Here is a 20,241-nt window from a genome sequence, read left to right on the forward strand (position 1 = left end):
CGAGCCGAACGACAAGGGGTGAACTAGGGGACTTCCGCCGCGCCGACCGAGCGCGGCGCGCGGCCGTAGCGCCAGATCAGGGACGGCAGCACGACGAGACTCGCGATGGTCGAGGTGATCAGGCCGCCCAGGATGACGATGGCCATCGGCCCCTGGATCTCGCGCCCGGCCTGGCCGGTCTGGATGGCCAACGGCAGGACGCCCAGCGCCGTGACCAGGGCGGTCATCAGGATCGGCGTCACCCGCTCGCGGGTCGCCTGGGCCAGGGTGGACAGAGACCAGTCGTGGCCCTCGACCGTGATCAGGTGATCCAGATGCGAGACCAACAGGATGGCGTTGCGGGCCGCGACGCCGAACAGGGTCACGAAACCGACCAGCGATCCCAGCGACAGGCTGGCGCCGGTCAGGGCCACCGCGACCACGCCGCCGACCAGAGCGAACGGCGCGGAGGCCAGGATCAGGCCAACCGCGCGACCGTCGCCGAAGGTGATCAGCAGTACGGCCACCACGGCGATCAGGGCGATGGCGACGTTGAACAGCAGCTGGCGCTGCGCGGCCTGCGTCCCGGCGGCCGTGCCGACATAGTCGACGTAGACGCCCGGCGGCAGGCGAACCTGGCTGGCGATGGCGGCCTGTACGGCCTTGGTCACCTTGGCGGCGTCCTTGGGCGGCGGATTGGTGGTGATCACCTGCCGCTGGCGCCCGCCCTCGTGCGAAACGCTGGTGCGGCCGTCAGTCAGGTAGACGTGGGCCACCGCTTTGAGCGGCACGACCTGGCCGCTGGTCGAGCGGATCAGCAGTTCACCCACCGCCTCGGGATCCTGGCGGGTGTCCGGCGTGGTGGTCACCGCGATGTCGAGGGCGCGGCTCTCCTGGTAGACCTGGGCGGCGACCGAGCCCTGATAGGCCGTCTGGACCGCGTCCAGCACCTCGGCCGGCGCCAGGCCGTAGCGGGCCAGGGCCGGCAGGTCGAGATCGGCGCGGATCATCGGCGTGCTGGGCGGGGTCTGGATCTTCACGTCGACCGCGCCAGGGACCTTCTCCATGACGGCGGCGATCTGGGCGGCGGTCTCGTCCAGGGTGTCCAGATCGGCGCCGTAGACACCGACGGCCAGGGCGGCGGTCTCGCCCGACAGGGACTCCCCGATCCGGTCGCCCAGGAAGGTCAACACCTCGGTCTCCAGGCCCGGATAGGCGTCCAGCGTCTTGTGGATCTCCTCTTGGATGCGGTCCTGGTCCTTGCCGGGCAGCTTGGGCTTCAGCTCGACGTGAAATTCGCTGCGTTCCGTGCCCCAGGTGTCCTCCCCGCCCGAGGCGCGGCCGATCGTCTGCTCGACGCTCTGGACCCCGTCAATGGCCAGCAGGTCGTGGGTGATGCCCTCGCCGTACTTGCGCATCACCGGCAGCGAGGCGCCGGGCGGGCCGGCGACGCCGAGCACGAAGTGACCTTCGCGAAAGCTGGGCAGCAGCTCGGAATTGAACAGCATCAGGCCGGCGACGGTGACGATCGTCGCCAGGATCGCGCCGATTACGGCCAGCACCGGACGGCCAGCCGCGCGAACCAGCAGGGCCTCGTGCCAAGCCTTGGCCCGCAGGATCACGCCCGGCTCGTCCGGCAGGCGGGTGTTGGACAGCATCAGCAGGCAGAGCGGCGGGGTGACGACGATGGCCACAGCCAGGGAGGCGACGGTTGCCAGGATGAAAGAGGCCGCCAGGGGCGAGAAGAACGCCCCCTGCAGCCCGCCCAGCATCAGCACCGGGGTCAGCGCCAGGGCCACGACCAGGGTGGCGTAGATCACCGGCGCGCGCACCTCCAGCGAGGCGGCCAGCACCGTGGCCGCGGCGGGCGCGTCGCCGCGCGAGCGCAGGCGGCGGACGATATTCTCAACGTCGATGACCGCGTCGTCGACCACCACCCCCAAGGCCACGGCAAGACCGCCCAGGGTCATGGTGTTGAGGGTCCAGCCCAGGGCGTCCAGCACGATCACCGCGGTCAGCAGCGACAGCGGGATCGAGACGAACGACACCAGCACCGTGCGCAGGTCGCGCATGAACAGCAGCAGCACCACGGCGATCAGCACCGCGCCTATGACCAGGTCCTCGGCGATGCCGCTCAGGGCGGCGGCGATGAAATTGGCCGGACGGTGCAAGCCGGCGTCCACCTTCACGCCTTGGGCCTCCAGCGCTGGCCTCAGCTCGGCCAGGGCGGCCTCGACAGCGTGAGTGGCGTCCAGAGTGTTGGCCCCGTATTGGCTGGACAGGTTCACCAGCACGCCGGGCTTGCCCATGATCAGGGCCGCGCCGGTATCGGGGGCCGGGGCGTCGACCACGTCGGCCACGTCCCCCACCCGCATCGGCGCACCGCTGGCGGCGCCAGGGATCGGAGCGGCCGCGATGTCGGTGGCGCTCATGGCCTGGCCGCGCGCGTCGATCAGGATCCGCTGCTCGGGGGTGTCGATGAAGCCGCCGCCGCTGACGCCGGTGGAGGCCTTCACCGCCGCCACCATGTCGGCCAGCGACAGGTCTCGCGCCGCCAGGTCGTCGGGTCGGACGCGCACCTCGAACCGCCGCACTTCGCCGCCATAGACCGTGGCCCGGGCCACGCCGGCAGCGGCCAGCAGGCGCGGCCGCACGGTCCACTGCACCAGGTCGCGCAGCTGCATGGGGGTCAGCTTATCGGAGGTGAAGCCGATCTTCAGCAGGTCCATGGTCGAGGAGGTCAGGGGCGCGACCTTGGGCGGCAGCACACCGGCCGGCAGGGCGCCCTGCACCTCGGCCAGCGCCTCGGCCACCACTTGGCGGGCGCGATAGGGTTCGGCCCCTTCGGCAAACGTGACGCTGACGATCGAGATGCCCTGGATGGATTCCGAGCGCACCGTGGCTACGCCCGACGCGCCGTTGACCGCCTGCTCGACGGCCCGGGTGACCAGTTGCTCCACCTGTTCGGCGGTCAGGCCCGGAGCCTCGGTCTGGATCTCGGCCTGGGCCGGCACAAACTCTGGAAAGACGTCGAACTTGGCATGGGCCAGGACGATGCAGCCGTAGAGGAACAGCAGCAGGGCGGCGACGGCGACCAGGCGCGGCCGAGCCAGAGACCAGCCGACAATAGCGCTGAGCATCGCCTAGTCCTCGGCCTTGGGCGCGGTCTCGGCGGCCAGCAGGGCCGAGGCCCCGGACACCACGACCGGTTCGCCAGGGGCGAAGCCGCTAGCCGAGAACAGGCCCTCCGGCTGCGAGGTCGGGGCGACCAGCGCCCGCCGCTCGAAATGGGTGGCGTCCTTGCGAACATAGGCGAAAGTCTGGCCCGCCGTGCGGATCAGGGCCGAACGGGGAACCAGCACCCCTGCCCCGCCCGCTGCGCCGGACAGCGTGACCGGCGCGGACATGCCCACGCCCAGGCGGGCGGCGACCGGGCCTCGCACGACGCCGATCAGTCCGCCGGTCTGAACGCGCGGGTCGGCCGTCCGTGCGACCCCGAGGATCGCGACATCGACCATTTCGCCGCCGCTCAGCTGCATCCGCGCGCCGTGGGCCCCGCCGGTTCCGGCCGGAGCATCGATCCGCACAAGCACAGTCCGTCCCGCGACGAGTTCGGCGATCAGCCGCGAGCGGCTGGCGTCATTGGCGAAGGCCGGGCCCCATTCCAGACCGACGCGGCGGCGCAGCAGCACCAGCTTGGCGAGGTCGGCGCTGGCCTGGGCCTGAGCGGCCTGGGCGACCTTCAGCGAGACGGTGGCGTCGGCCGCGGCCAGGGTCTTGGTCCGAGCGGCCTCGGCGCGCGAGGCGGCGGCGGCCGTAGCTGCGGTGACGAGATCGCCGTCCAGCGTGGCCAGCGGCACCGGATCCAGCACGCGGGCGAAGCCGGTCGCCACCGCCTGCCGCCGGGCGGCGGCCAGGGGCGCGGTCGTGACGCCGAGCCGCTTCTGGGTGGCCGCATCGACCTGAACCTCAGCCGCCTGGACGACACCGGCCCAGCTCACGCCGGCGATGAGGGCGAATACCGCGAGCTTGTTCATTGTTGGCCTCCAAGCGTGCGGGACGCGTTCTGCAGCAGGGCGGTCTCGGCCGGATCGAACGGGACCCGCAGGGCGTCCTCAAGATCGACGCCGGCGGTAGCGGCGGCGCGGCGCGCGTCGAGCACGGCCAACTCGGTCTCGATCAGGGTCGCCTGGGCGCCCAGGTCGTCGACACGGTCGGCCTCGCCGGCCCTGGCGCCGCGGGCGGTGTCCTCGGCCAGGCGCCGGGCGACGGGCAGGTCGCGCTCGCGGGTCGAGGCCTCGGTGATCCGCGCCGCGCCCAGAGCCGCCCACCCCTGATCGACCGCGCCCAGGGCGGCGGCCTGGACCGCTTCCAGGGAGCGCCCCGCCTCGGCGCGCTTGGCCTCGGCCTGGGCGATCGCCGCGCGGTTCAGGTCCATCGGCGGCAGGACAAGACCCAGGTTGAAGGGCAACTTTGCGATGCCATGATCATAGGTGTAGCCCGGCCCGACATGGATCTCCGGATACTGTTTGGCGACCTCCAGCCGCAGGGCGCTTTCGGCCAGGTCGTAACCGACCACGGCCCTGAGGACGTCACGCCGGGTCAGGGCGGCGTCGCGGCGGGCCCGGATCAGGTCCAGCCCTTCTGGCGGCGGCGCGACGGGGGCCAGCGACAGCTCGGCGACGGCGGCGGCCGGCACGCCCAGAGCCTGGGCCAGGGCGGCGTCGGCCTGGACGCGGCGAGCGCGGGCTTCGGCGAGGCGGCGGTGGGCGACGGCTAGATCGCTCCGGGCGGCCAAGGCCAGGCTGCGGTCGTCCTCGCCGGCCGCGACCCGGCGGTCCAGGCGATCCACGCGAGCTTGGCGAACAGCCTCGAGGCGTCGGGCCAAGGCCGCCTCGGCGTCGGCCGACAGGCGATCGGCCCGGGCCCGCGTCAGGGCGGTGCGGACGGTCCACACCGCCTCGCCATAGTCGTAGAGCGCCTGCATGGCGGCAAGGTCGGCGGCGTTGAGCCGCTCGCCGCGGCGCGCGCCGATGTCCAGCGGGACGTCGGAACCCACACCGTACAGCCACTGTTTCGGCTCGCGCCTGGCGTATTCGGCCGTGAGCGTCAGGGTCATGCTGGGCGCGACCCGCGAAGTCTTGGCCGCCGCCACGGCCGTCCGATACTTGGCCGCGGCCTCGGCGACAGAGGCGTTGCGCGCCAGAGCGGCCGCCAGCAGGTCGCCGCCGGTCCAGGTCGCGCCGACCGGCTTCTCGTCCAGCCGGCGGGCTTCCAGCGCGACGGGATAGGCCTCCAGGTGAACGGGGGCAGCGACATAAGGGGTGCAGCCGGCCAGCGCCAGGGCGACGACGACGAACGCGGGTGTGACGACGGCGAAGCGGACGGCGGGCATGCAAGGCTCCTGAGCGTATCCGACTTAGCGGTGGCGAGCTGACGACCTCATGACGGGCACATTGCGAATTCCCAACCTGACGCGGCCGGCCTCACGAGGCGGGGAAGGTGACGCGCGCTTCCAGCCCCGGCCGGGCGTCGTGCAGCCGCACCTCCGCGCCATGCAGCCTGGCCACGGCGGCCACAAGCGCCAGACCCAGGCCGCTGCCCGGCGCGGAGCGACTATGTTCCAGCCGATAGAAGCGGTCGAACAGCTTCTCGCGTTCGACCGCCGGCACGCCGGGCCCATCGTCGGTCACCCACAGCACGGGCGCGCTCACGCCGCGAGCGACCCCGACGCGGATCGCCGCGCCCTCCCCGGCGTGACGCAGGGCGTTTTCGACCAGATTGACCAGCATCTGGGTCAGCAGCTCCGGGTCGCCGTCGATGACCACGTCCGGTTCGCCCTCCAGCCGAAGGGTTTGGCGCGCGTCCTCGGCCGACGGCGCGAAAGCGTCGACGACCGTGCCGGCCAGTTGGGCCAGGTCGGTGGCGCGGAACGCCGCCCGCCTGGCCCCGCCCTCGATCTGGGCGATGCGCAGCAGCGCCGCGAAGGTGTCGAGGATGGTGTCCAGGTCGTCTAGCGCGCCCTCGATCGCCTCGCCCCGCTCGCCTTCGCGGGCCAGGCCCGCCTCCAGGCGCTGGCGGAGCCGGGTCAGGGGCGTGCGCAGGTCGTGGGCGATGTCATTGGACACCTGGCGCAGGCTCTCCATCAGGCCGGTGATCCGGTCGAGCATGCGGTTGATGGTCTCGGCCAGGCGATCCAGGTCGTCCTGCGATCCGCGCACCGGCACGCGGCGGCTCAGGTCGCCGTCGATGATCGCCTCGGCCGTGCCCGAGATCGCCGCCAGTCGCCGGTGGACGTCGCGGCTCAGCGCAAAGCCGCCGGCCACGCCCAGGATCACCACCCCCGCGAACGCCCAGCCGAAGCCGCGCAGCACCGCCCCGTCCAGCGCCTCGATCCGCGCCTCGTCATCGCCCACCATCAGGCGATAGCCGCCGGGCAGCGCCGCGGTGAGCACCCGGATCGGCTCGACCTCGCCGTCACGCCGCCCGCTGCGGACTGTCGACCAGCCGGGCCTCGCCCCGCTGACGGCCAGACGGCCGGCCAGGGGCTTGGCGCCCGGGCCGACCAGGCCATAGTCCAGCGCACCGGGCGTGCGGTCCCGCTCGCGGACGGCCTGGACGACGCCCTCCAGACCCTCGCTGTAAAACTCCTGGGTCAGGGCCCCGGATTCGGACTGGATGCGGGCGTCGAACTGCTCGGACAGCGCGCTCCGCGTCGTCAGCAGGGTGATCGCTCCCAGCGCCACCACCGACAGAGCGAAGGCGGCGGTATAGAGCGCCGCCAGGCGCAGGCTGGTGGAGCGGAACATCTAGTCCGGTTCGCGCAGGCAATAGCCCGCGCCGCGCACCGTATGGATCAGATCGTGGCGCTGGCCGCGATCGACCTTGGACCGCAGCCGGCTCATGTGGGTCTCGACGATGTTCGTCTTGGGATCGAAGTGGAAATCCCAGACGCTCTCCAGCAGCATGGTGCGCGTCACGACCCGGCCGGCGTGGCGCATTAGATATTCCAGCAGTTGGAACTCCCGCGGCTGCAGTTCGACCCGGGCGCCGGCTCGGATGACCGTGCGCTTGAGCCGGTTCAGCGTCAGGTCCGACACCTGCAGGGTGGCTGGATCCTCCTGCGGCGGCGGACGGCGGGCCAGGGCGTTGACCCGGGCCTGCAGCTCGGCGAAGGCGAACGGCTTGACCAGATAGTCGTCGCCGCCCGCCTCCAGACCTTCCACGCGATCGTCGATGCCGCCCAGGGCGGTCAGCAGCAGAACCGGCGTCTTGACCCCGGACGCGCGGATCGTCCGCAGGATCGCCAGGCCGTCGATCTGGGGCAGCATGCGGTCCAGCACGATGACATCGTAGGTTTCGGCGGCCGCCAGCATCAGGCCCTCTCGGCCGGTCGCGGCGTAGTCGACCGTATGACCGGCCTCCGACAAGGCCCGCTTCAGATAGGCCGCGGCTTCCTTGTCGTCCTCGACCAGCAACAGTTTCATGCGGCCAACCTGCCTCGATTTGCCGGGAGAAGAAATCGCCTAGTCGGAGTTCCTCCCTCGGCCCCGTTCTCCAGCAGCTTGCCCTCGGCCGCCTCGCCCCCCGACCGTCGCGACCCTTGGGGCGATGGCCGCGCGACTACCGATCGCCAATCGAGATGGCGTTCTCCCGGGCCCGCAGATCGGCCTCGGCGGCGGCGACATAGTCGCGTGTCAACGGCGCGCTCCCCTGCCGGCTGACCAATTGCAGTTGGAACACCACGACCTGTTCGTAACGGAAGGCGGTCTCCGACATGGCCAGGTAGTATTCCCACATCCGGCAGAAGCGCTCGTCGAACATCGCGACCGCCTCGGCGCGACGGGCCATGAACGCCGTGCGCCAGGCCCGGAGGGTTTCCGCGTAATGCAGCCGCAGCACCTCGATGTCGGAAACCACCAGGCCCGATCGCTCGACCGCCTTGAGGATGTCCGACAGCGACGGCAGGTGGCCGCCGGGGAAGATGTAGCGGGTGATCCACGGATTGGTGACGCTGGGCGCGTCCGAACAGCCGATCGTGTGCAGCAGCATCACCCCGTCGTCGGTCAAACGCTCGCGGCAGGTCTTGAAGAAGGTCTCGTAGGCCCCGAGCCCCACATGCTCGAACATGCCCACAGAGACGATCCGGTCGAACAGGCCCTCGACCGCCCGATAGTCGGTCAGGGCGAACCGTGTCCGGGCCGCCAGCCCGGCCGCCTGGGCCCGGCTCCGCGCGCGGGCGATCTGCTCCTCCGAGAGGGTGACACCCAGCACCTCGGCGACACCGGCCACCCCCGCCAGGTACAGCGCCAGTCCGCCCCAGCCGCAGCCGATGTCCAGCACGCGGTGATGGGGCTCCAGCAGCAGCTTGGCGGCGATGTGCCGCTTCTTGGCACGTTGGGCGTCGGCCAGGCCCTGACCGGGATGTTCGAAATAGGCGCAGGAATATTGCCAGTCCGGATCCAGGAAGAGGGCGTAGAGGGCGTCGCCCAGGTCGTAGTGATGGGCCACGTTGCGGCGCGAGCGGCCCGGGTCGTTGCGCTGGCGCCAAAGCTGGGTGGCCGTGCGACAGCGATCGAACGCCTGGACGATCGGCGACGGGTTCGCCTCGCCGTCGTTGTCGAGGATCAGGCTGAGAAACTCGTAGATCGTTCCCCGCTCCATCGCCAGCCGGCCGTCGGTGAACAGCTCGCCGGTCTTGAGGTCGGGATCGAGCAGCAGCGCCCAGACGGCGGCGTTGTCGGTCAAGCGGGCGACGATCGGCTCGCCCGCGCCGTCGCCGAACGCCAGGGGCTCGCCGGACGGCGTGATCAGCGTCAGGGCGCCGCGCCGGACCAGCGGCGTCAACGCCTTGCCAAGCGCCCAGACGGCGAAACTCACGAGGCTGGGCTCGCGACCGCCGGGACCATGGCCGCCCGCCGCACCGGCAGACGGGCGAAGATCTCCGCGCCCGTGGCGGCGAAACGCGCCTGGCCGAACCGCTCCAGCACCCGCGACCGCGCGACCTGGCCCATCGTCGCCAGCCTGTCGGGCGTCCGCAGCAGGCATTCCAGCGCCTTGGCCAGCGCCTCAGGATCGTCGGGCGGAACCACCTGTCCCGTCAGTCCGTGCACCACGCTGTAGGGCATCTCCCCCACGGCGGTGGCCAGGACCGGAAGACCAGCCTGCATCGCCTCATGCACCGCCACGCACAGGCCCTCGCGGCGCGACGGCTGCAGATAGAGGTGCAGGCCGGCTAGAAACTCGCGTGGCGTGTCGCAGAAGCCGGTGAGATTGACGTTCTCCAAGCCCGCCAGATGGAGCATGGCCTGCAGCCGCTCACGCTGCGCGCCCTCCCCCGCGATCTCGATCTCGAACGGCGCGGGCGGGATGAAGCCGTTGGCCCGCATGTGGGCCAGCGCCCTGATCAGCACGTCATAGCCCTTGGCCGTGTGCAGGCGCCCCAGCGTTCCCAGTCGCAGCGTCTCGCCCGGCCGCCAGGGCGCGGCATGAGGCGCGGCCGCGTCGGCGGCGAACAGCGGCCAGGCGGCCAGGCGGTCCGGCTTCACCTTCAGACGCGCGGCGGTCAGGGCCGTGACGCTATAGGAGTCGCCGATCCATAGGCCCGACAGTCTTCGGGTCGCGCGCAGCAGCAGCCGGTTGGCCGGCTTGAGGAAGGCGTTGTGCTGCCAGCTGACGACGGGCACGCGACGCCGCAGGCCGACGATCTGGCCCAGCAGGGTGGCGCGGGTCAGCGAGGTCCACAGCAGGTCGGGCTGCTCCTCGGCGACGATCCGGTCCAGCCAGCGCAGGGCGTCGACGTGATCGCGCTCGCCGCCGGGCCGGACGCGGACATCCAGCCCCTGACGGATCATCGGCGGCAGGGCCCGACCATCCCGGCGCGTCAGGGCCAGAACCTCGACCCTGGCGCCCTGGTCGGCCAGCACCTTGGCCACAGCCGGAACCGGCAAGGCCGCGCCGCCGCCTTCGAGGGAATTGATCACGTAAAGGATGCGCATCAGAACGCCCCCGTTCCGGTCCACGCCAGGTCGGGCGTGTCGACCACCGGCCGCACCGGCGGGTCCGGCCAGGCCCGCCCCGCGAACCGCGCCACGGCGCGCGCCGCGCGCTGGGCCGAGGGCTCGCCGGTGAGGTCGAAACGCTCGTCGAACAGGGCCTCCTGCACCGGCCGCCAGACGGTCGCGTGCTCCTGGCGGGAGCGGTCGATGGCCGGGCCCAGGTCGGCGGCGTCCTCGATCACCGGACCGGCGCGCCAGTGGCCGAAGTTCGGGTCGCCGGTCCAGGCGAAGTGGTGGCTGTTGAGGAAGACGCACGGCCTGGGCTTGCGCAGGAACTCGTAGATCTGGCTGCTGACGTCGCCCAGATAGAGGTCGGCGCGCTGGGTGTAGACCATGGTGGTCGAGGCCCGGCTGCCCAGGTCGATATGGATGTTGGGCGCGCGAAGATAGCGCTCCTCGATCCGCCCGGCGCGGTCCAGCCGCAGCTTGTCGATCGTCGCCACGAACGGCCGTTCGAACAACATCACATGGGGGGCGAAGATCAGATGGTGGTCGTCATGCTCGACGAACCAGTCCAGCACCTGGCGGCCGGCCTCGTACCAGGACGACAGGTGCGGCGAGACGTGCGGGTTGTACAGCGTCACCGGCCGGCCGTCGTCCAGCAGCGGGTGGGTCGTAACCCCCGCCGGCAGCAGATCGAACTTGGGGTAGCCGACGATCGAGATCTTGGCCGGATCGACGCCGGTCTCGTGGATCAGCCGGTCGCGGATCTTGCGACCGGAGACCAGGACGTGGTCGAAACCGGCGCTGGCCTTGTCGAAGCCGATGGCGCGGTCGCCGGCCCCGTGGCGGGTGTGGACGATCTTCAGATCCTTGAGCCTGTAGCGGGTCTTGAGGATCAGCGAGGTCTTCTCGGCCACCACCAGGATGTCGAGCGACCGAAAGAATTCGAGGTTGTCGCCGTAGACCAGCAGCTTGATGGCCGGCAGCACCGCCTCGGCGGTGGCGGCCAGGATCTTCGACGAGCGCCGGGTCAGGCCCAGCTCGACCAGGCTGACGCCGTGGCCGATCAGGCCGCCGCCCAGGCGGATCACCTCGGCGGTCAGCCGCCGACTGGTGGTGGCGACGACGATCTCCAGGTCGCGGTCGCCACCGGTCAGGGCCAGGGCGATCGGCAGGCTGTGCGCCACCTGATGGACCTGGTCATGGTTGAAGAGAAATCCAATGCGCATGGCCCAACGACGCCACGCCCGCAAATGCCCCTCACCGATTCCTAACCGTGGGTCGGACGCTGATCAGGCCGCCCGCCGCGGCAGGACCGTGGGACGGGCGACGCGAGCCTTGAGGCGGTCCATCAGGGTTCCGAGCGTATCGCAGTCGGCGCCCACCATGTCGTCGATCTCGATGTGGAAGTGATCCTCGATCTCGACCAGCACCGCCTCGTAGGCCTCCAGCGAAAGGCGGAGATCGCAGATCCGCGTCGGACGCTGCAGCAAGTCGCGGGCCAATCCCGCCTTGGTCGAGATCAGGTCGGTGACGTCGTCGTCGGTGAGAAAGGCATGCGCGAAAAGGGCGTCGATCATGGCGCGAAGCTCCCGTGGGGTCTGGTCCAATGACGCCGCGCGGCGAGCGCCTCCTCACCGATTTGACGCGCCTTACGCCAGCATCCGGCCGTCCTCCATCCGCAGCACCTGGTCGGCTTGGTCGGCCAGCCGGGCGTCGTGGGTGACACAGACCACGGTGGCGCCGCTGGCGTGGGCCTCGGCCCGCAACAGGGCCGCGATCTGCCGCCCGTTGTCGGAATCCAGGGCCGAGGTCGGCTCGTCCGCGAAGATCAGGGCCGGCCGCTTGGCCAGGGCCCGGGCGATGGCCACGCGCTGTTTCTCTCCGCCCGACAGCTCACCGGGACGGTTGGACATCCTTCGCTCCAGCCCCACCGCCGCCAGGGCCTGGACGGCCCGCGACCGCGCCTCCCGCGCCGAAGCGCCCAGCCGCCGCAGCACGATCTCGACCTGCTCGCTGGCGGTCAGGGCGGGCAGCAGGTGGAAGCCTTGGAAGATGAAGCCGGAATGAGCCAGCCGGAAGCGATCACGCTGGTCGGCGCTCATCGGGACCAAGGCGCGGCCCAGGGCCTCGACCGAACCGGCGTCGGGGCTCAGCAGGCCTGACAGGATCGCCAGCAGGGTCGACTTCCCCGAGCCGGACGGACCGGTGATCATCACCAGCTCGCCGGGCCTCAGGCTCAGGCTGACGGGATGCAGGGCGTCGATCCTTAGAACGCCCTCGCCGTAGTGCTTCCGCACCGCCTCGGCGCGCAGGGAAATGGTCACGTCGCATGTCCGCCCAAAGCCAGCAGCAGGTCGACATAGTCCTGGGCGCGGACGGCCTGGGCGTTGGTCAGGGCCACGTCGGCGTCGGCGGCCCCGGCCTCCAGGGCGGCCAGGGCCAGTCCGTCGATGTCGCCGTCATCGTGCCGCATCTGTCCGGTTCCGAAGGCCCGGACGGCCTGGGTCCAGGACCTCTTCGCCACGGCTTCGGCGGTGGCGGCGTCCTGCAAGGCCGCCAGGTTCAGCCGGGCTTGGCCCCAGGCCTCGCCAACTGTCTTTCGGTAGGCCAGTTCGGCCAGCTGCGCCTCGGCCTCGGCGCCGCGCTTGCGAGCCTTGGCGGCGCCCCCGTCCAGCAGTTCGTGGGTCAGCCCGCCGGCGACCGCCCAGGCCAGCGCCCGCACGTCCAGCAGATAGAGCAGATCGGTGTCGCCGGACCCGACGCCGGCGGTCAGCGTGAATCTCGGACGCGACGCGGCGACGGCCTCGGCCCGACGGGCGTCGGCGGCCTGCAGGCGGGCGAACGCGGCCTGAATGTCGGGACGCGCCAGGACGGCTTCGGACGCGATCGTGGTCGTCGATGGCGTGGCCGGAATCTCGTCGCCCGCATAGGCCGGCTCGTCGATGAGCTTGTCCTGTCCCAGCAACAAGCCCAGCCGCATCCGGTCAGCCTCCACGGCGTGCTTGGCGCGCTGGACCTCGGCGCGCGCCCGCGTCTGGGCCGTCCGCGCCGACGTCAGCTCCTCGTCACGGGCCGAGCCCTCCACCGTCTTGCGGCGGATCAGGTCCTCGATTTGTCCCGCCAGGCTCGCCCGGAGTTGGGCGGCCGCGCGATGCTCCTGATCGGCCCGCAGGCCCACATAGGTCCGAGCCACCTCGGCCAGCACCAGTTGGCGCGCGGCGGCGACGTCCTGCAGGGCGGCGGCCTCGTCCGACTTGGCCGCCTCCTGGCCGTGCTTCAGGCGATGAAAAAGATCAACCTCGTAGCCGCCCAGCACGGGCGCGCCGGCCCCGGCGCTGCTCGACGAGAAGTCGGCCCCGCCGATCGCGGCCTCGGCGCCGATCGTCAGGCGCGGCCTGCCGCCGGCCCGGGCCAGATCGACATCGGCCCGCGCCTTCTCCAGCCGCGCCAGGGCCATGCGGATGTCCAAGGAACCCAGCTCCGCGTGGGCCAGCAGGTCGGCCAGGACGGGATCGTCGAGGGTCGGCGACCAAGGGTTCGCCGCGAGCGACGCGGCGCCCGGCGCTGGTGTCGGGGCGCGCGGCGACCCGGCCGACGTCGTCGCGGGCGTCACGGCCAGGACGGCGGCAAGCGCGAACCTGATCATCCGCCGATCCTCGCCAACACGCGCTGACCCAACCGCAGGGTGTTGGGCTCGTCGAACGCCAGGACCAGGCGCAGCACCCGGCCATCGGCCCGGCCGCCGGGCTGGTCGTCCAGGGCCGCGGCCTCGAAGGACGGCGAGATTCGAAGCACCCGCGCCTTCAGCACGCGCCCCCCGCCGGCGGCGTCGGTGACCCAGGCGACAGCGCCGGGCGTGACCCGGTCGACAAAGGCCTCGTCCAGTTCGGCGCGGACGATCCGGGGTCCGTCGGGCGCCAGGATGAACAGGGGTGTTCCTGACGCAGCCACCGCCGCCGCGCCCACCGCCGCCGTGCGGCGCAGGATCAGGCCCGACGCCGGGGCTCGAACCGTGCGGACGGTCCGTTCCAGCTCGGCCAGGCGTTGGCGAGCTCGCGCTACGTCCACGGCGCGAGCCGCCTCGTCGGTCTGGGCGGCCGCCACCGCCGCCGCCTGCTTGGCCTGTTCGGCTTCGCGCCGGGTGGCGGCGTCGGCCAAGGCCAATCGCATCAGGCGCGCGGCTTCGATCGCCGCCGCCGAGGACCGCGCCTGAGCGCCTCGCCAGGCTGCCACCTGCTGGGCGGTCTCCGCCGCCGCCTGGGCCGCCAGCAAGGCGCTGCGGTCGGTGTCGAGCTCAGCCATCACCGCGCCGCGCTCGACATGCGCGCCCTCCTCGACACTGACCTGGGCGATCAGCCCGTCGCGCGGCGCGGCGATCGGGATCAGACCGCCCTCGACGGCGACTACGCCTCGGGCCACGGCGACCGGCGCGGGACGGTTCTGGGCGTCGGCGACGTCGGGGCCCTTCTGGCAGGCGGCCAGCAGCACCCCGGTCGCCAGCAGGACCGGAATCAGGACGCGGCCGTTGGGCGCGTGGCGGGGCATCGTCAAAATCCTCACAGAAGCAACACGGCCGGATCGGCCCGCGCGACTCGGCGCAGCGCCCACAGGCCCGAGCCGAAGGCGACCAGCGCCACCAGGCCGATCGCGGCGGCGACCATCGGCGCGGTCAAGACCAGCGGCGTGTCGCCCAGCCGCGCCGCTATCGCCAGGACGGCGGCCAAGGCGCCGGCAAGCAGCACGCCGGCCGCCGCGATCCAGGCGGTCTGGGCCAGGACAATGGCGCGCAGGGCGCCGATGGTGAAACCCAGGGCGCGCAAGGCCGCGTAGTCCTTGAGCGAGGCCGCGACCGCCGCCGCCAGGGTCTGGCTTGTGACGATCACCGCCACCAGGATCGCCACGGCGCTGCCGAACACGAAGGCCACCCCGGCCCCGGACTCAGCCAGCCAGTAGCGGACGCTGCGGTCGGCGAAGGTCTGGCTGGTCATCGGCTCGAAGCCGCGCCGGCGCCCCACCTCGCGCAGGCCGGCGGCGACGGCGCGGGCCTGCGATGGATCGTTCAGCCGGGCGGTGAAGTAGGCCGCGCCCTCCCCGACGCCGATCGCGGGATCGAGGCGCCGGGCCGTGGCGGCTGAGGCGATGACGTTGACGCCGCCCAGAGCGCGCAGGCCCTCGGTCACCCCAACGATCCTCACCCGCCGACCGTTGATCTCGGCCAGACCGCCGACGCCGGTCTCCAGTTTCGCGAGGTCGGCGCGGTCGACCAGCACCGCGTCCGGCTCGCCCAGGACGACGCGCAGGTCGGTCGGCAGAACGTCGGACAACACCATCGCGCCAGGCCTCGGGTCCAGGCCGACGATATAGACATTGACCATGCCGTGACGACTGGTGCGCCATTCGCCCGAGCCCCAATAGAAGGGCTCGACCTGGGCGATGCGCGGGTCGGCGCGCAGGAAGAGCTCGGTCGCCCCGTCGATCGGCCGGCCCAGGTCGATGCTCTGCACGCCCGGAAACCCGACCCACAGATCGGCCGAGGATTTGGTCACATAAACGCTGGCCAGGGAGAACACGCCCAGGATCAGGCCCGCCTGCAGCAGGACCAGCAGGCCCGAGAAGCCGACGGCCACGGCGGCAGGCGCAAACCGGCGCCAGTCGAACAGCAGGGTCTTGAGCGCGAGGCCGGTCATGCGACCGGTCCTGGAGGCGTCTCGTGCCCGCCCCGTCCGATCAGCCAGACGCCGACCAGGATGGCCAAACTGCCCACGACCTGCAGCAGGCCCACGGGCTCGTGAAACACCAGCGCGCTGGCGGCGATGATCAGCACATAGCTGACCGCCGACAACGGGAAGGCGGCGCTGAGCGGCATCTCGGCCAGCACCGTCATCCAGGCGACGAAACTGGCGACCTCGCAAACCAGCACGATCTGGACCGTCGGCATGCGGATGGCGTTCAGCAGCCAGTCGCCGTCGAAACGAATCCCCGCCAGATGGCCAGCCGAGGCTTTGGCCGCGATCTGGTAGCCCAGGGTCAGCAGTGGCAGGATGGCGAACAACACCATGGGCGCGAGGCGGCGGCGGGGCGCGGGGGCGATGGCGGTCATGCGGCCAGCCCTTCCAGCGGATCGCCCATGACCAGCGGCGCCAGGGCGCGCAGGGCGCCGTTCAGCAAGCCGTTGCGATGGCGAAAATACATCGTCGCCGGGGTCAGCCGGCTGCCCAGCCGCACCTTGTCTCCGAGATTGGCCTGGCCGCTGCGATAGCGCTTGAGGCCCCGCGCCAGGCAGCGCTCGAGGTTGAAGAACCAACTCAGGAAATAGAGGTTGTGGGCCCGGCCGCGCTCGGCCTCCATGCAGAAGAACTTGTCGAGCAGGACCTCGCCGTCCTCCAGCAGCAGGTTGAAGGCCAGCAGGTCGTCGCCGGCGTAGTACAGCACGAAGACCGCCCGGCCGGGCATGCGCGACGCCACCTCGGTGAAGAAGGCCGGGGTCAAGGTCTCCAGCTGAGCCGAGGCTCGAGCCAGGGTCTGGTGGTAGAGCGCCATGGCTCGGGGCAAATCGGCGCCGAGCGAAGACCGCAACTCCACCCGCACGCCGGACCGCGACCTCAGCTTGCGCCGCATGTCGCGCCGCGCGCCACTGGAGAGGCCGGCGAGATAGACCTCAAGGTCGGAGAAATCGATGGGCAGGTCGGCGATCGGCTGGCCGGGCACGGGGCTGTAGCCGGCGGCGGCGGTGGCCCGCGACCACAGCTCGGCCTGGGCGTGGTCGGCGTCCTTCACACCGGTCAGGACGCAGCCGGATCGCGCGGCGTCGTCCTCGAAGGCGCGGATCAGGGCGGTGAGAACGGCGGCGCGATCCGGCTGCGGCAAGTCGGGCGCGAAGCCGACCGTGGCGGTCTCGGTGCAGGGCGAGCCCAGGCAGGCCAGCTTGGGCGTCATCAGGCCCGGGGCCAAGCTTCTGACCCGCTCGGCGATCCGGCGCCCCTGCCCTTCGAATGTCGTCTCCAGGCGATAGTCGGTGATGAAGGCCGGCGCCGCGCCGACCAGCCGGCCGTCGCGATGGACCAGGACATAGCGCCAATCAAAGCCGGCCAAGCCCGCGGCCTCGATGGCGCGCAGGTAGTCGAAGCCTTCGAGGGCGCCGCCGAACAACGCGTCCCACTCGCCCCGCGGCAGGTCGTCCAGCGTGGTCAGGACCCAGGCCTCAAACATGGGACCTCATCTCGAGACTCTCGACGGCGTACGGGGCGTCCTCGCCGAAGAAGGCCGCCGTCAGCGCCGCCACCCGGTCGCGCTCCTGGTCGACGTGGATCATGTGATAGCTGTCGTCGAGCAGGTGCAGCCGCGTGGGCCCGCCCAGCGCCGTCTCCAGGCGATAGGCGTTGCGCGGATGGCTCATGTCGTCGTCGCTGGCGTGCAGGATCAGGGTCGGCGTCTGGATGGTCTTGCCGATGCGCTCCAGCCGCCGGTTCATGCGGTACATCTGGTAGAGGGCGCCCAGCGGCAGGCGGTCGATGGCGCCCTCGATCAGTCCGCCCGGCGCCCGCTCGGCCAGGCCGCGCAAGCGCTCGTCCTTGAGGCCGAACGGATGGGTCTCGGCCCAGGCCAGACGGCGCACGCCGGGCAGGTTGGCGACCAGCTGGATCACCGGCGCGGCCACGGCGAACCGCGGCATGTTCCAGCCATCGTATTCGAAGGTCATCGAATAGACCGCCGCGGCGCGGACGCTGGGCCGTTCGGCCGCCAACATCAGCCCCAGGGCGCCGCCCACGCAAATGCCGGCCACCGACACGGTGTCGACCTCTGCCGCGAACCGGTCATAGGCCTCGACCAAGCCGTCAAGCCAGTCACGCCAGGTGGTGCGCAGCAGGGTGGCCTCATCGGCCCCATGGCCGGCCAGCAGCGGCGCGTGGACCTCGAAGCCCCGCCGCGCCAGGCGCTTGGCCAGCGGCTTCATTTCGGCCGGCGCGCCGGTCAGGCCATGGACCAGCAGAACGCCGTGGCCCGAGCAGCCCGCCAGGCGCAGGGGCTGGACGCTCATGGCCGCACCGCCCGTTCCGCGTCGCGCGGCCGGCGATTGGCGCGGGCCAGAAAGCCCAGAGCGTGGGCCGGGCCGATCACGTGAACGCCGTGGGCCGCCTGCTGCTCGACCAGGGCGCGACGCAGGGCCGGGAGCCGGGTCCAGTGGACGGCTGGTCGGTAGTGGTGTTCGGCGTGGTGGCCGTTGTTGAACCAGGTGAGATTGTAGACCGGGTCGTAGCTGGAGACGCCCCAGGCGATCGGGGTCTCCGGATCGCCGTTGAAGTGCTCGTAATAGCCGTTCAGCTGCGAGAGGCATTCGCCCAGATAATAGAACGGCAGCAGGAACAGCACCGCGCGCCAGTCGATCACGGCCATGCCGATCGCGAACACCGCCACGGCGGCGAGCTCGATGCGGCCCCAGCGGGCGTCGGCGTCGCGGCCACGCGCCTTCAGCGCCTGGTAGACCGAGCCGCCGCTGTCGCGGAAGAAGCCCAGGAACACGTAGGACCAGACGCTCTCGGGCTGACCTTCCTTGCCGTGGCGATAGATCGACAGCCAGTCGCGGGTCTCGCCGTCCGGGCCGGGTCGATCGCTGTTGCCCTCATGATGGCGCAGATGGACCCAGGTGTAGAAGGTCTGGGAAAAGCCGATGGCCACCGACTCCAGCAGCGAGAAGGCGCGGTTCAGGGCCTTGGATCGGAAGTATGGCGTGTGCAGGAAGTTGTGAGACACGCCGTTGACGTTCCAGCTGATCGCCAGGGCGTAACCGAAGCCGCACAGCAGTTGGCCCCACCAGGGCCGATTGGCCGAGCCGACCACGATCCAGACCACAAAGGCCAGGTGCGCCAAGGCGGCGGCGACCGGGATCAAGTCCCACCCCGTCCAGGCCATCAGCCCCTTCGCGCGCTTCGGAAGACGGAAATCTCGCGGCGTCATCGCGCTCGCTCCTGGGTTCGAAGAGGTCACAGGCCCGACAGCCCCACGCAGGTGACGCCGGCGGCGACCAGGGCCGTGCCCGCGATCTGGACAGGAGTGAGGCGCTCCTTGAGGATCAGCGTGCCGGCCAGGGGCACGCCGGCGTAGGTCAGGGTCATGATCGGAAAAGCCAGGCCCAGCGGCGTGGTCTCCAGCACCACCACCCAGGCGACCATCTCGACGAACCAGAAGACGATCCCGGCCCACAGCAGCGGCTGGATCGCCAGGGCGGCCAGATAGGCGGGCTTGCCGTCGGCGCCGTCGGAAGCAGCCTTGAAGCACAGCTCGCGGCCGATCTCGGTGACGATGCAAAAGGCCAGCAAGCCCAGGCCAGTGGAGGTCAGGGCCGGGCTCACCGCGCGACCTCCGAAAACAGCGACAACAGGCGCAGGTTGGTCGCCTCGTTGATCCGCGACAGATCGCCCGGCGCGCCGCCGCGCGGTTGGTCGAGGAAGGCTTCGCCGCGTTTCAGCAGGTTCGAAAGCAGGTCCGGTCCGTAGCGCGGCGGCGACCAGTCGCCGACCACGTCGGCCCCGATCAACCGCGCCCGTTCCGCCACCGCTCGGACCAGGCGCTCGAGTCCGTCCAGGCGCAATCGACCCTGGTCCCAGTTGGTGACGGCGTCGTCGTCGCAGAGCACGTCCTTGTCGATCGTGACGTAGACGGCGTCGGTTTCGATGCGCGAGGCCAGCAGGTTGAGAAACCCGTCCTGGCCCATCGCCACCATCGACGGCCAACTACGGTCGCCGATCCGCAGGATCGGTCCGCCGTCCGGCGCGCGATAGGGATAGAGCTCGACCCTGCCCTCGGCGACCAGGCGCAGGTCCGCCTGCTTGGTCTCCGGGCGATCGATGTCGCCGCTGCAAACGCCGACCGTGATCACCTTGGCCACGCCCGGCAGGCGGGCGGCGCGACCGACCCACGACCCGCAGTGCAGGCCGTTCTCGAACCGCACCCAGTCGGGATGGTTGTCGAAGTGCACGACCGTCACCGGCCCGGCGTCGGAGGCTGCGATCGCACGTTCGATCAGAAGCGGCGAGACGTGGTGGAAATCGCCCGAGCCGGCGAACACCAGGTCAGGCCCCGCCCCCGCCGGCGCCGCATCGCGCAGCCGGGCGGCCAACGAGGCCAGGGCCGGCGGCCGGCTCCACAGGCGAAGGGCCGGTCCGAGATCCTGGGCCTCGACCGTCAATCCGCCCTGGTCGCGCAACACCGGTTGCGAGTCCAAGGCGTTGTCGAGGTTGAGGAAAACCGGGCGCATAGA

Annotated in this window: 19 protein-coding genes; all 19 read right to left on the minus strand. The window is 71.2% G+C overall.

The window, feature by feature from the left end; all coding sequences use genetic code 11:
- Nucleotides 1-23: 23 nt before the first annotated feature.
- The 19 genes from G3M57_RS18215 to G3M57_RS18305 all read right to left on the minus strand — a co-directional run bounded on the left by G3M57_RS18215 (nucleotide 24) and on the right by G3M57_RS18305 (nucleotide 20,238).
- Nucleotides 24-3,119: an efflux RND transporter permease subunit gene (locus G3M57_RS18215; protein ID WP_163232180.1), complete on the minus strand. Its 3,096-nt coding sequence runs from the start codon at nucleotides 3,117-3,119 to the stop codon at nucleotides 24-26.
- Nucleotides 3,120-3,122: 3 nt separating this feature from the next.
- Nucleotides 3,123-4,016 (minus strand): efflux RND transporter periplasmic adaptor subunit, encoded by an 894-nt coding sequence (locus G3M57_RS18220; RefSeq protein ID WP_163232181.1) that lies wholly within the window; start codon nucleotides 4,014-4,016, stop codon nucleotides 3,123-3,125.
- Nucleotides 4,013-5,374: a TolC family protein gene (locus G3M57_RS18225; RefSeq protein WP_163232182.1), complete on the minus strand. Its 1,362-nt coding sequence runs from the start codon at nucleotides 5,372-5,374 to the stop codon at nucleotides 4,013-4,015. The genes G3M57_RS18220 and G3M57_RS18225 overlap by 4 nt, the downstream gene beginning before the upstream one ends.
- Nucleotides 5,375-5,465: 91 nt before the next feature.
- Nucleotides 5,466-6,788 (minus strand): sensor histidine kinase, encoded by a 1,323-nt coding sequence (locus G3M57_RS18230; protein ID WP_056757706.1) that lies wholly within the window; start codon nucleotides 6,786-6,788, stop codon nucleotides 5,466-5,468.
- A complete protein-coding gene (locus tag G3M57_RS18235; RefSeq protein WP_056757710.1) occupies nucleotides 6,789-7,466 on the minus strand; it encodes a response regulator transcription factor in 678 nt (225 codons plus the stop codon).
- A gap of 136 nt (nucleotides 7,467-7,602) precedes the next feature.
- Nucleotides 7,603-8,859: an SAM-dependent methyltransferase gene (locus G3M57_RS18240; protein ID WP_163232183.1), complete on the minus strand. Its 1,257-nt coding sequence runs from the start codon at nucleotides 8,857-8,859 to the stop codon at nucleotides 7,603-7,605.
- Entirely contained in the window at nucleotides 8,856-9,977 is a 1,122-nt protein-coding gene (locus tag G3M57_RS18245) for a glycosyltransferase family 4 protein (protein WP_056757716.1), read from the minus strand. The genes G3M57_RS18240 and G3M57_RS18245 overlap by 4 nt, the downstream gene beginning before the upstream one ends.
- Nucleotides 9,977-11,209, minus strand: a complete 1,233-nt coding sequence (locus tag G3M57_RS18250; RefSeq protein WP_056757720.1) for a hypothetical protein — start codon at nucleotides 11,207-11,209, stop codon at nucleotides 9,977-9,979. Before G3M57_RS18250 ends, G3M57_RS18245 begins: the two co-directional genes overlap by 1 nt.
- Before the next feature lie 63 nt (nucleotides 11,210-11,272).
- Complete coding sequence (locus G3M57_RS18255; protein ID WP_163232184.1) at nucleotides 11,273-11,560, minus strand: hypothetical protein; 288 nt, start codon at nucleotides 11,558-11,560, stop codon at nucleotides 11,273-11,275.
- Nucleotides 11,561-11,632: 72 nt separating this feature from the next.
- Nucleotides 11,633-12,307, minus strand: a complete 675-nt coding sequence (locus tag G3M57_RS18260) for an ABC transporter ATP-binding protein (protein WP_056757726.1) — start codon at nucleotides 12,305-12,307, stop codon at nucleotides 11,633-11,635.
- A complete protein-coding gene (locus G3M57_RS18265) occupies nucleotides 12,304-13,629 on the minus strand; it encodes a TolC family protein (protein WP_056757727.1) in 1,326 nt (441 codons plus the stop codon). The genes G3M57_RS18260 and G3M57_RS18265 overlap by 4 nt, the downstream gene beginning before the upstream one ends.
- On the minus strand, nucleotides 13,626-14,528 hold the full coding sequence (locus tag G3M57_RS18270) for an HlyD family secretion protein (protein ID WP_056757732.1): 903 nt from the start codon (nucleotides 14,526-14,528) through the stop codon (nucleotides 13,626-13,628). Before G3M57_RS18270 ends, G3M57_RS18265 begins: the two co-directional genes overlap by 4 nt.
- A gap of 11 nt (nucleotides 14,529-14,539) precedes the next feature.
- A complete protein-coding gene (locus tag G3M57_RS18275; RefSeq protein WP_056757735.1) occupies nucleotides 14,540-15,670 on the minus strand; it encodes an ABC transporter permease in 1,131 nt (376 codons plus the stop codon).
- On the minus strand, nucleotides 15,667-16,083 hold the full coding sequence (locus tag G3M57_RS18280; RefSeq protein WP_208789619.1) for a DMT family transporter: 417 nt from the start codon (nucleotides 16,081-16,083) through the stop codon (nucleotides 15,667-15,669). Before G3M57_RS18280 ends, G3M57_RS18275 begins: the two co-directional genes overlap by 4 nt.
- The gene (locus tag G3M57_RS18285; RefSeq protein WP_056757741.1) at nucleotides 16,080-17,192 is read right to left on the minus strand and encodes a GNAT family N-acetyltransferase; all 1,113 of its coding nucleotides are present in this window, start codon (nucleotides 17,190-17,192) and stop codon (nucleotides 16,080-16,082) included. The genes G3M57_RS18280 and G3M57_RS18285 overlap by 4 nt, the downstream gene beginning before the upstream one ends.
- The gene (locus G3M57_RS18290; protein ID WP_056757743.1) at nucleotides 17,185-18,021 is read right to left on the minus strand and encodes an alpha/beta hydrolase; all 837 of its coding nucleotides are present in this window, start codon (nucleotides 18,019-18,021) and stop codon (nucleotides 17,185-17,187) included. Before G3M57_RS18290 ends, G3M57_RS18285 begins: the two co-directional genes overlap by 8 nt.
- Entirely contained in the window at nucleotides 18,018-18,893 is an 876-nt protein-coding gene (locus tag G3M57_RS18295) for a fatty acid desaturase family protein (RefSeq protein WP_230983666.1), read from the minus strand. The genes G3M57_RS18290 and G3M57_RS18295 overlap by 4 nt, the downstream gene beginning before the upstream one ends.
- A gap of 71 nt (nucleotides 18,894-18,964) precedes the next feature.
- Nucleotides 18,965-19,333: a DMT family transporter gene (locus tag G3M57_RS18300; protein ID WP_056757748.1), complete on the minus strand. Its 369-nt coding sequence runs from the start codon at nucleotides 19,331-19,333 to the stop codon at nucleotides 18,965-18,967.
- On the minus strand, nucleotides 19,330-20,238 hold the full coding sequence (locus G3M57_RS18305) for an arginase family protein (RefSeq protein ID WP_082564619.1): 909 nt from the start codon (nucleotides 20,236-20,238) through the stop codon (nucleotides 19,330-19,332). The genes G3M57_RS18300 and G3M57_RS18305 overlap by 4 nt, the downstream gene beginning before the upstream one ends.
- Nucleotides 20,239-20,241 lie beyond the last annotated feature (3 nt).

Source organism: Caulobacter rhizosphaerae (genome assembly GCF_010977555.1).
Classification (GTDB): Bacteria; Pseudomonadota; Alphaproteobacteria; order Caulobacterales; family Caulobacteraceae; genus Caulobacter; species Caulobacter rhizosphaerae.

Excerpts from the sequence above, each read along its gene's own strand:
- G3M57_RS18215 (WP_163232180.1), bottom strand. The coding sequence starts at position 3,119 with ATGCTCAGCGCTATTGTCGGCTGGTCTCTGGCTCGGCCGCGCCTGGTC.
- G3M57_RS18220 (WP_163232181.1), bottom strand. The coding sequence starts at position 4,016 with ATGAACAAGCTCGCGGTATTCGCCCTCATCGCCGGCGTGAGCTGGGCC.
- G3M57_RS18225 (WP_163232182.1), bottom strand. The coding sequence starts at position 5,374 with ATGCCCGCCGTCCGCTTCGCCGTCGTCACACCCGCGTTCGTCGTCGTC.
- G3M57_RS18230 (WP_056757706.1), bottom strand. The coding sequence starts at position 6,788 with ATGTTCCGCTCCACCAGCCTGCGCCTGGCGGCGCTCTATACCGCCGCC.
- G3M57_RS18235 (WP_056757710.1), bottom strand. The coding sequence starts at position 7,466 with ATGAAACTGTTGCTGGTCGAGGACGACAAGGAAGCCGCGGCCTATCTG.
- G3M57_RS18245 (WP_056757716.1), bottom strand. The coding sequence starts at position 9,977 with ATGCGCATCCTTTACGTGATCAATTCCCTCGAAGGCGGCGGCGCGGCC.
- G3M57_RS18250 (WP_056757720.1), bottom strand. The coding sequence starts at position 11,209 with ATGCGCATTGGATTTCTCTTCAACCATGACCAGGTCCATCAGGTGGCG.
- G3M57_RS18255 (WP_163232184.1), bottom strand. The coding sequence starts at position 11,560 with ATGATCGACGCCCTTTTCGCGCATGCCTTTCTCACCGACGACGACGTC.
- G3M57_RS18265 (WP_056757727.1), bottom strand. The coding sequence starts at position 13,629 with ATGATCAGGTTCGCGCTTGCCGCCGTCCTGGCCGTGACGCCCGCGACG.
- G3M57_RS18270 (WP_056757732.1), bottom strand. The coding sequence starts at position 14,528 with ATGCCCCGCCACGCGCCCAACGGCCGCGTCCTGATTCCGGTCCTGCTG.
- G3M57_RS18275 (WP_056757735.1), bottom strand. The coding sequence starts at position 15,670 with ATGACCGGCCTCGCGCTCAAGACCCTGCTGTTCGACTGGCGCCGGTTT.
- G3M57_RS18280 (WP_208789619.1), bottom strand. The coding sequence starts at position 16,083 with ATGACCGCCATCGCCCCCGCGCCCCGCCGCCGCCTCGCGCCCATGGTG.
- G3M57_RS18285 (WP_056757741.1), bottom strand. The coding sequence starts at position 17,192 with ATGTTTGAGGCCTGGGTCCTGACCACGCTGGACGACCTGCCGCGGGGC.
- G3M57_RS18290 (WP_056757743.1), bottom strand. The coding sequence starts at position 18,021 with ATGAGCGTCCAGCCCCTGCGCCTGGCGGGCTGCTCGGGCCACGGCGTT.
- G3M57_RS18295 (WP_230983666.1), bottom strand. The coding sequence starts at position 18,893 with ATGGCCTGGACGGGGTGGGACTTGATCCCGGTCGCCGCCGCCTTGGCG.
- G3M57_RS18305 (WP_082564619.1), bottom strand. The coding sequence starts at position 20,238 with ATGCGCCCGGTTTTCCTCAACCTCGACAACGCCTTGGACTCGCAACCG.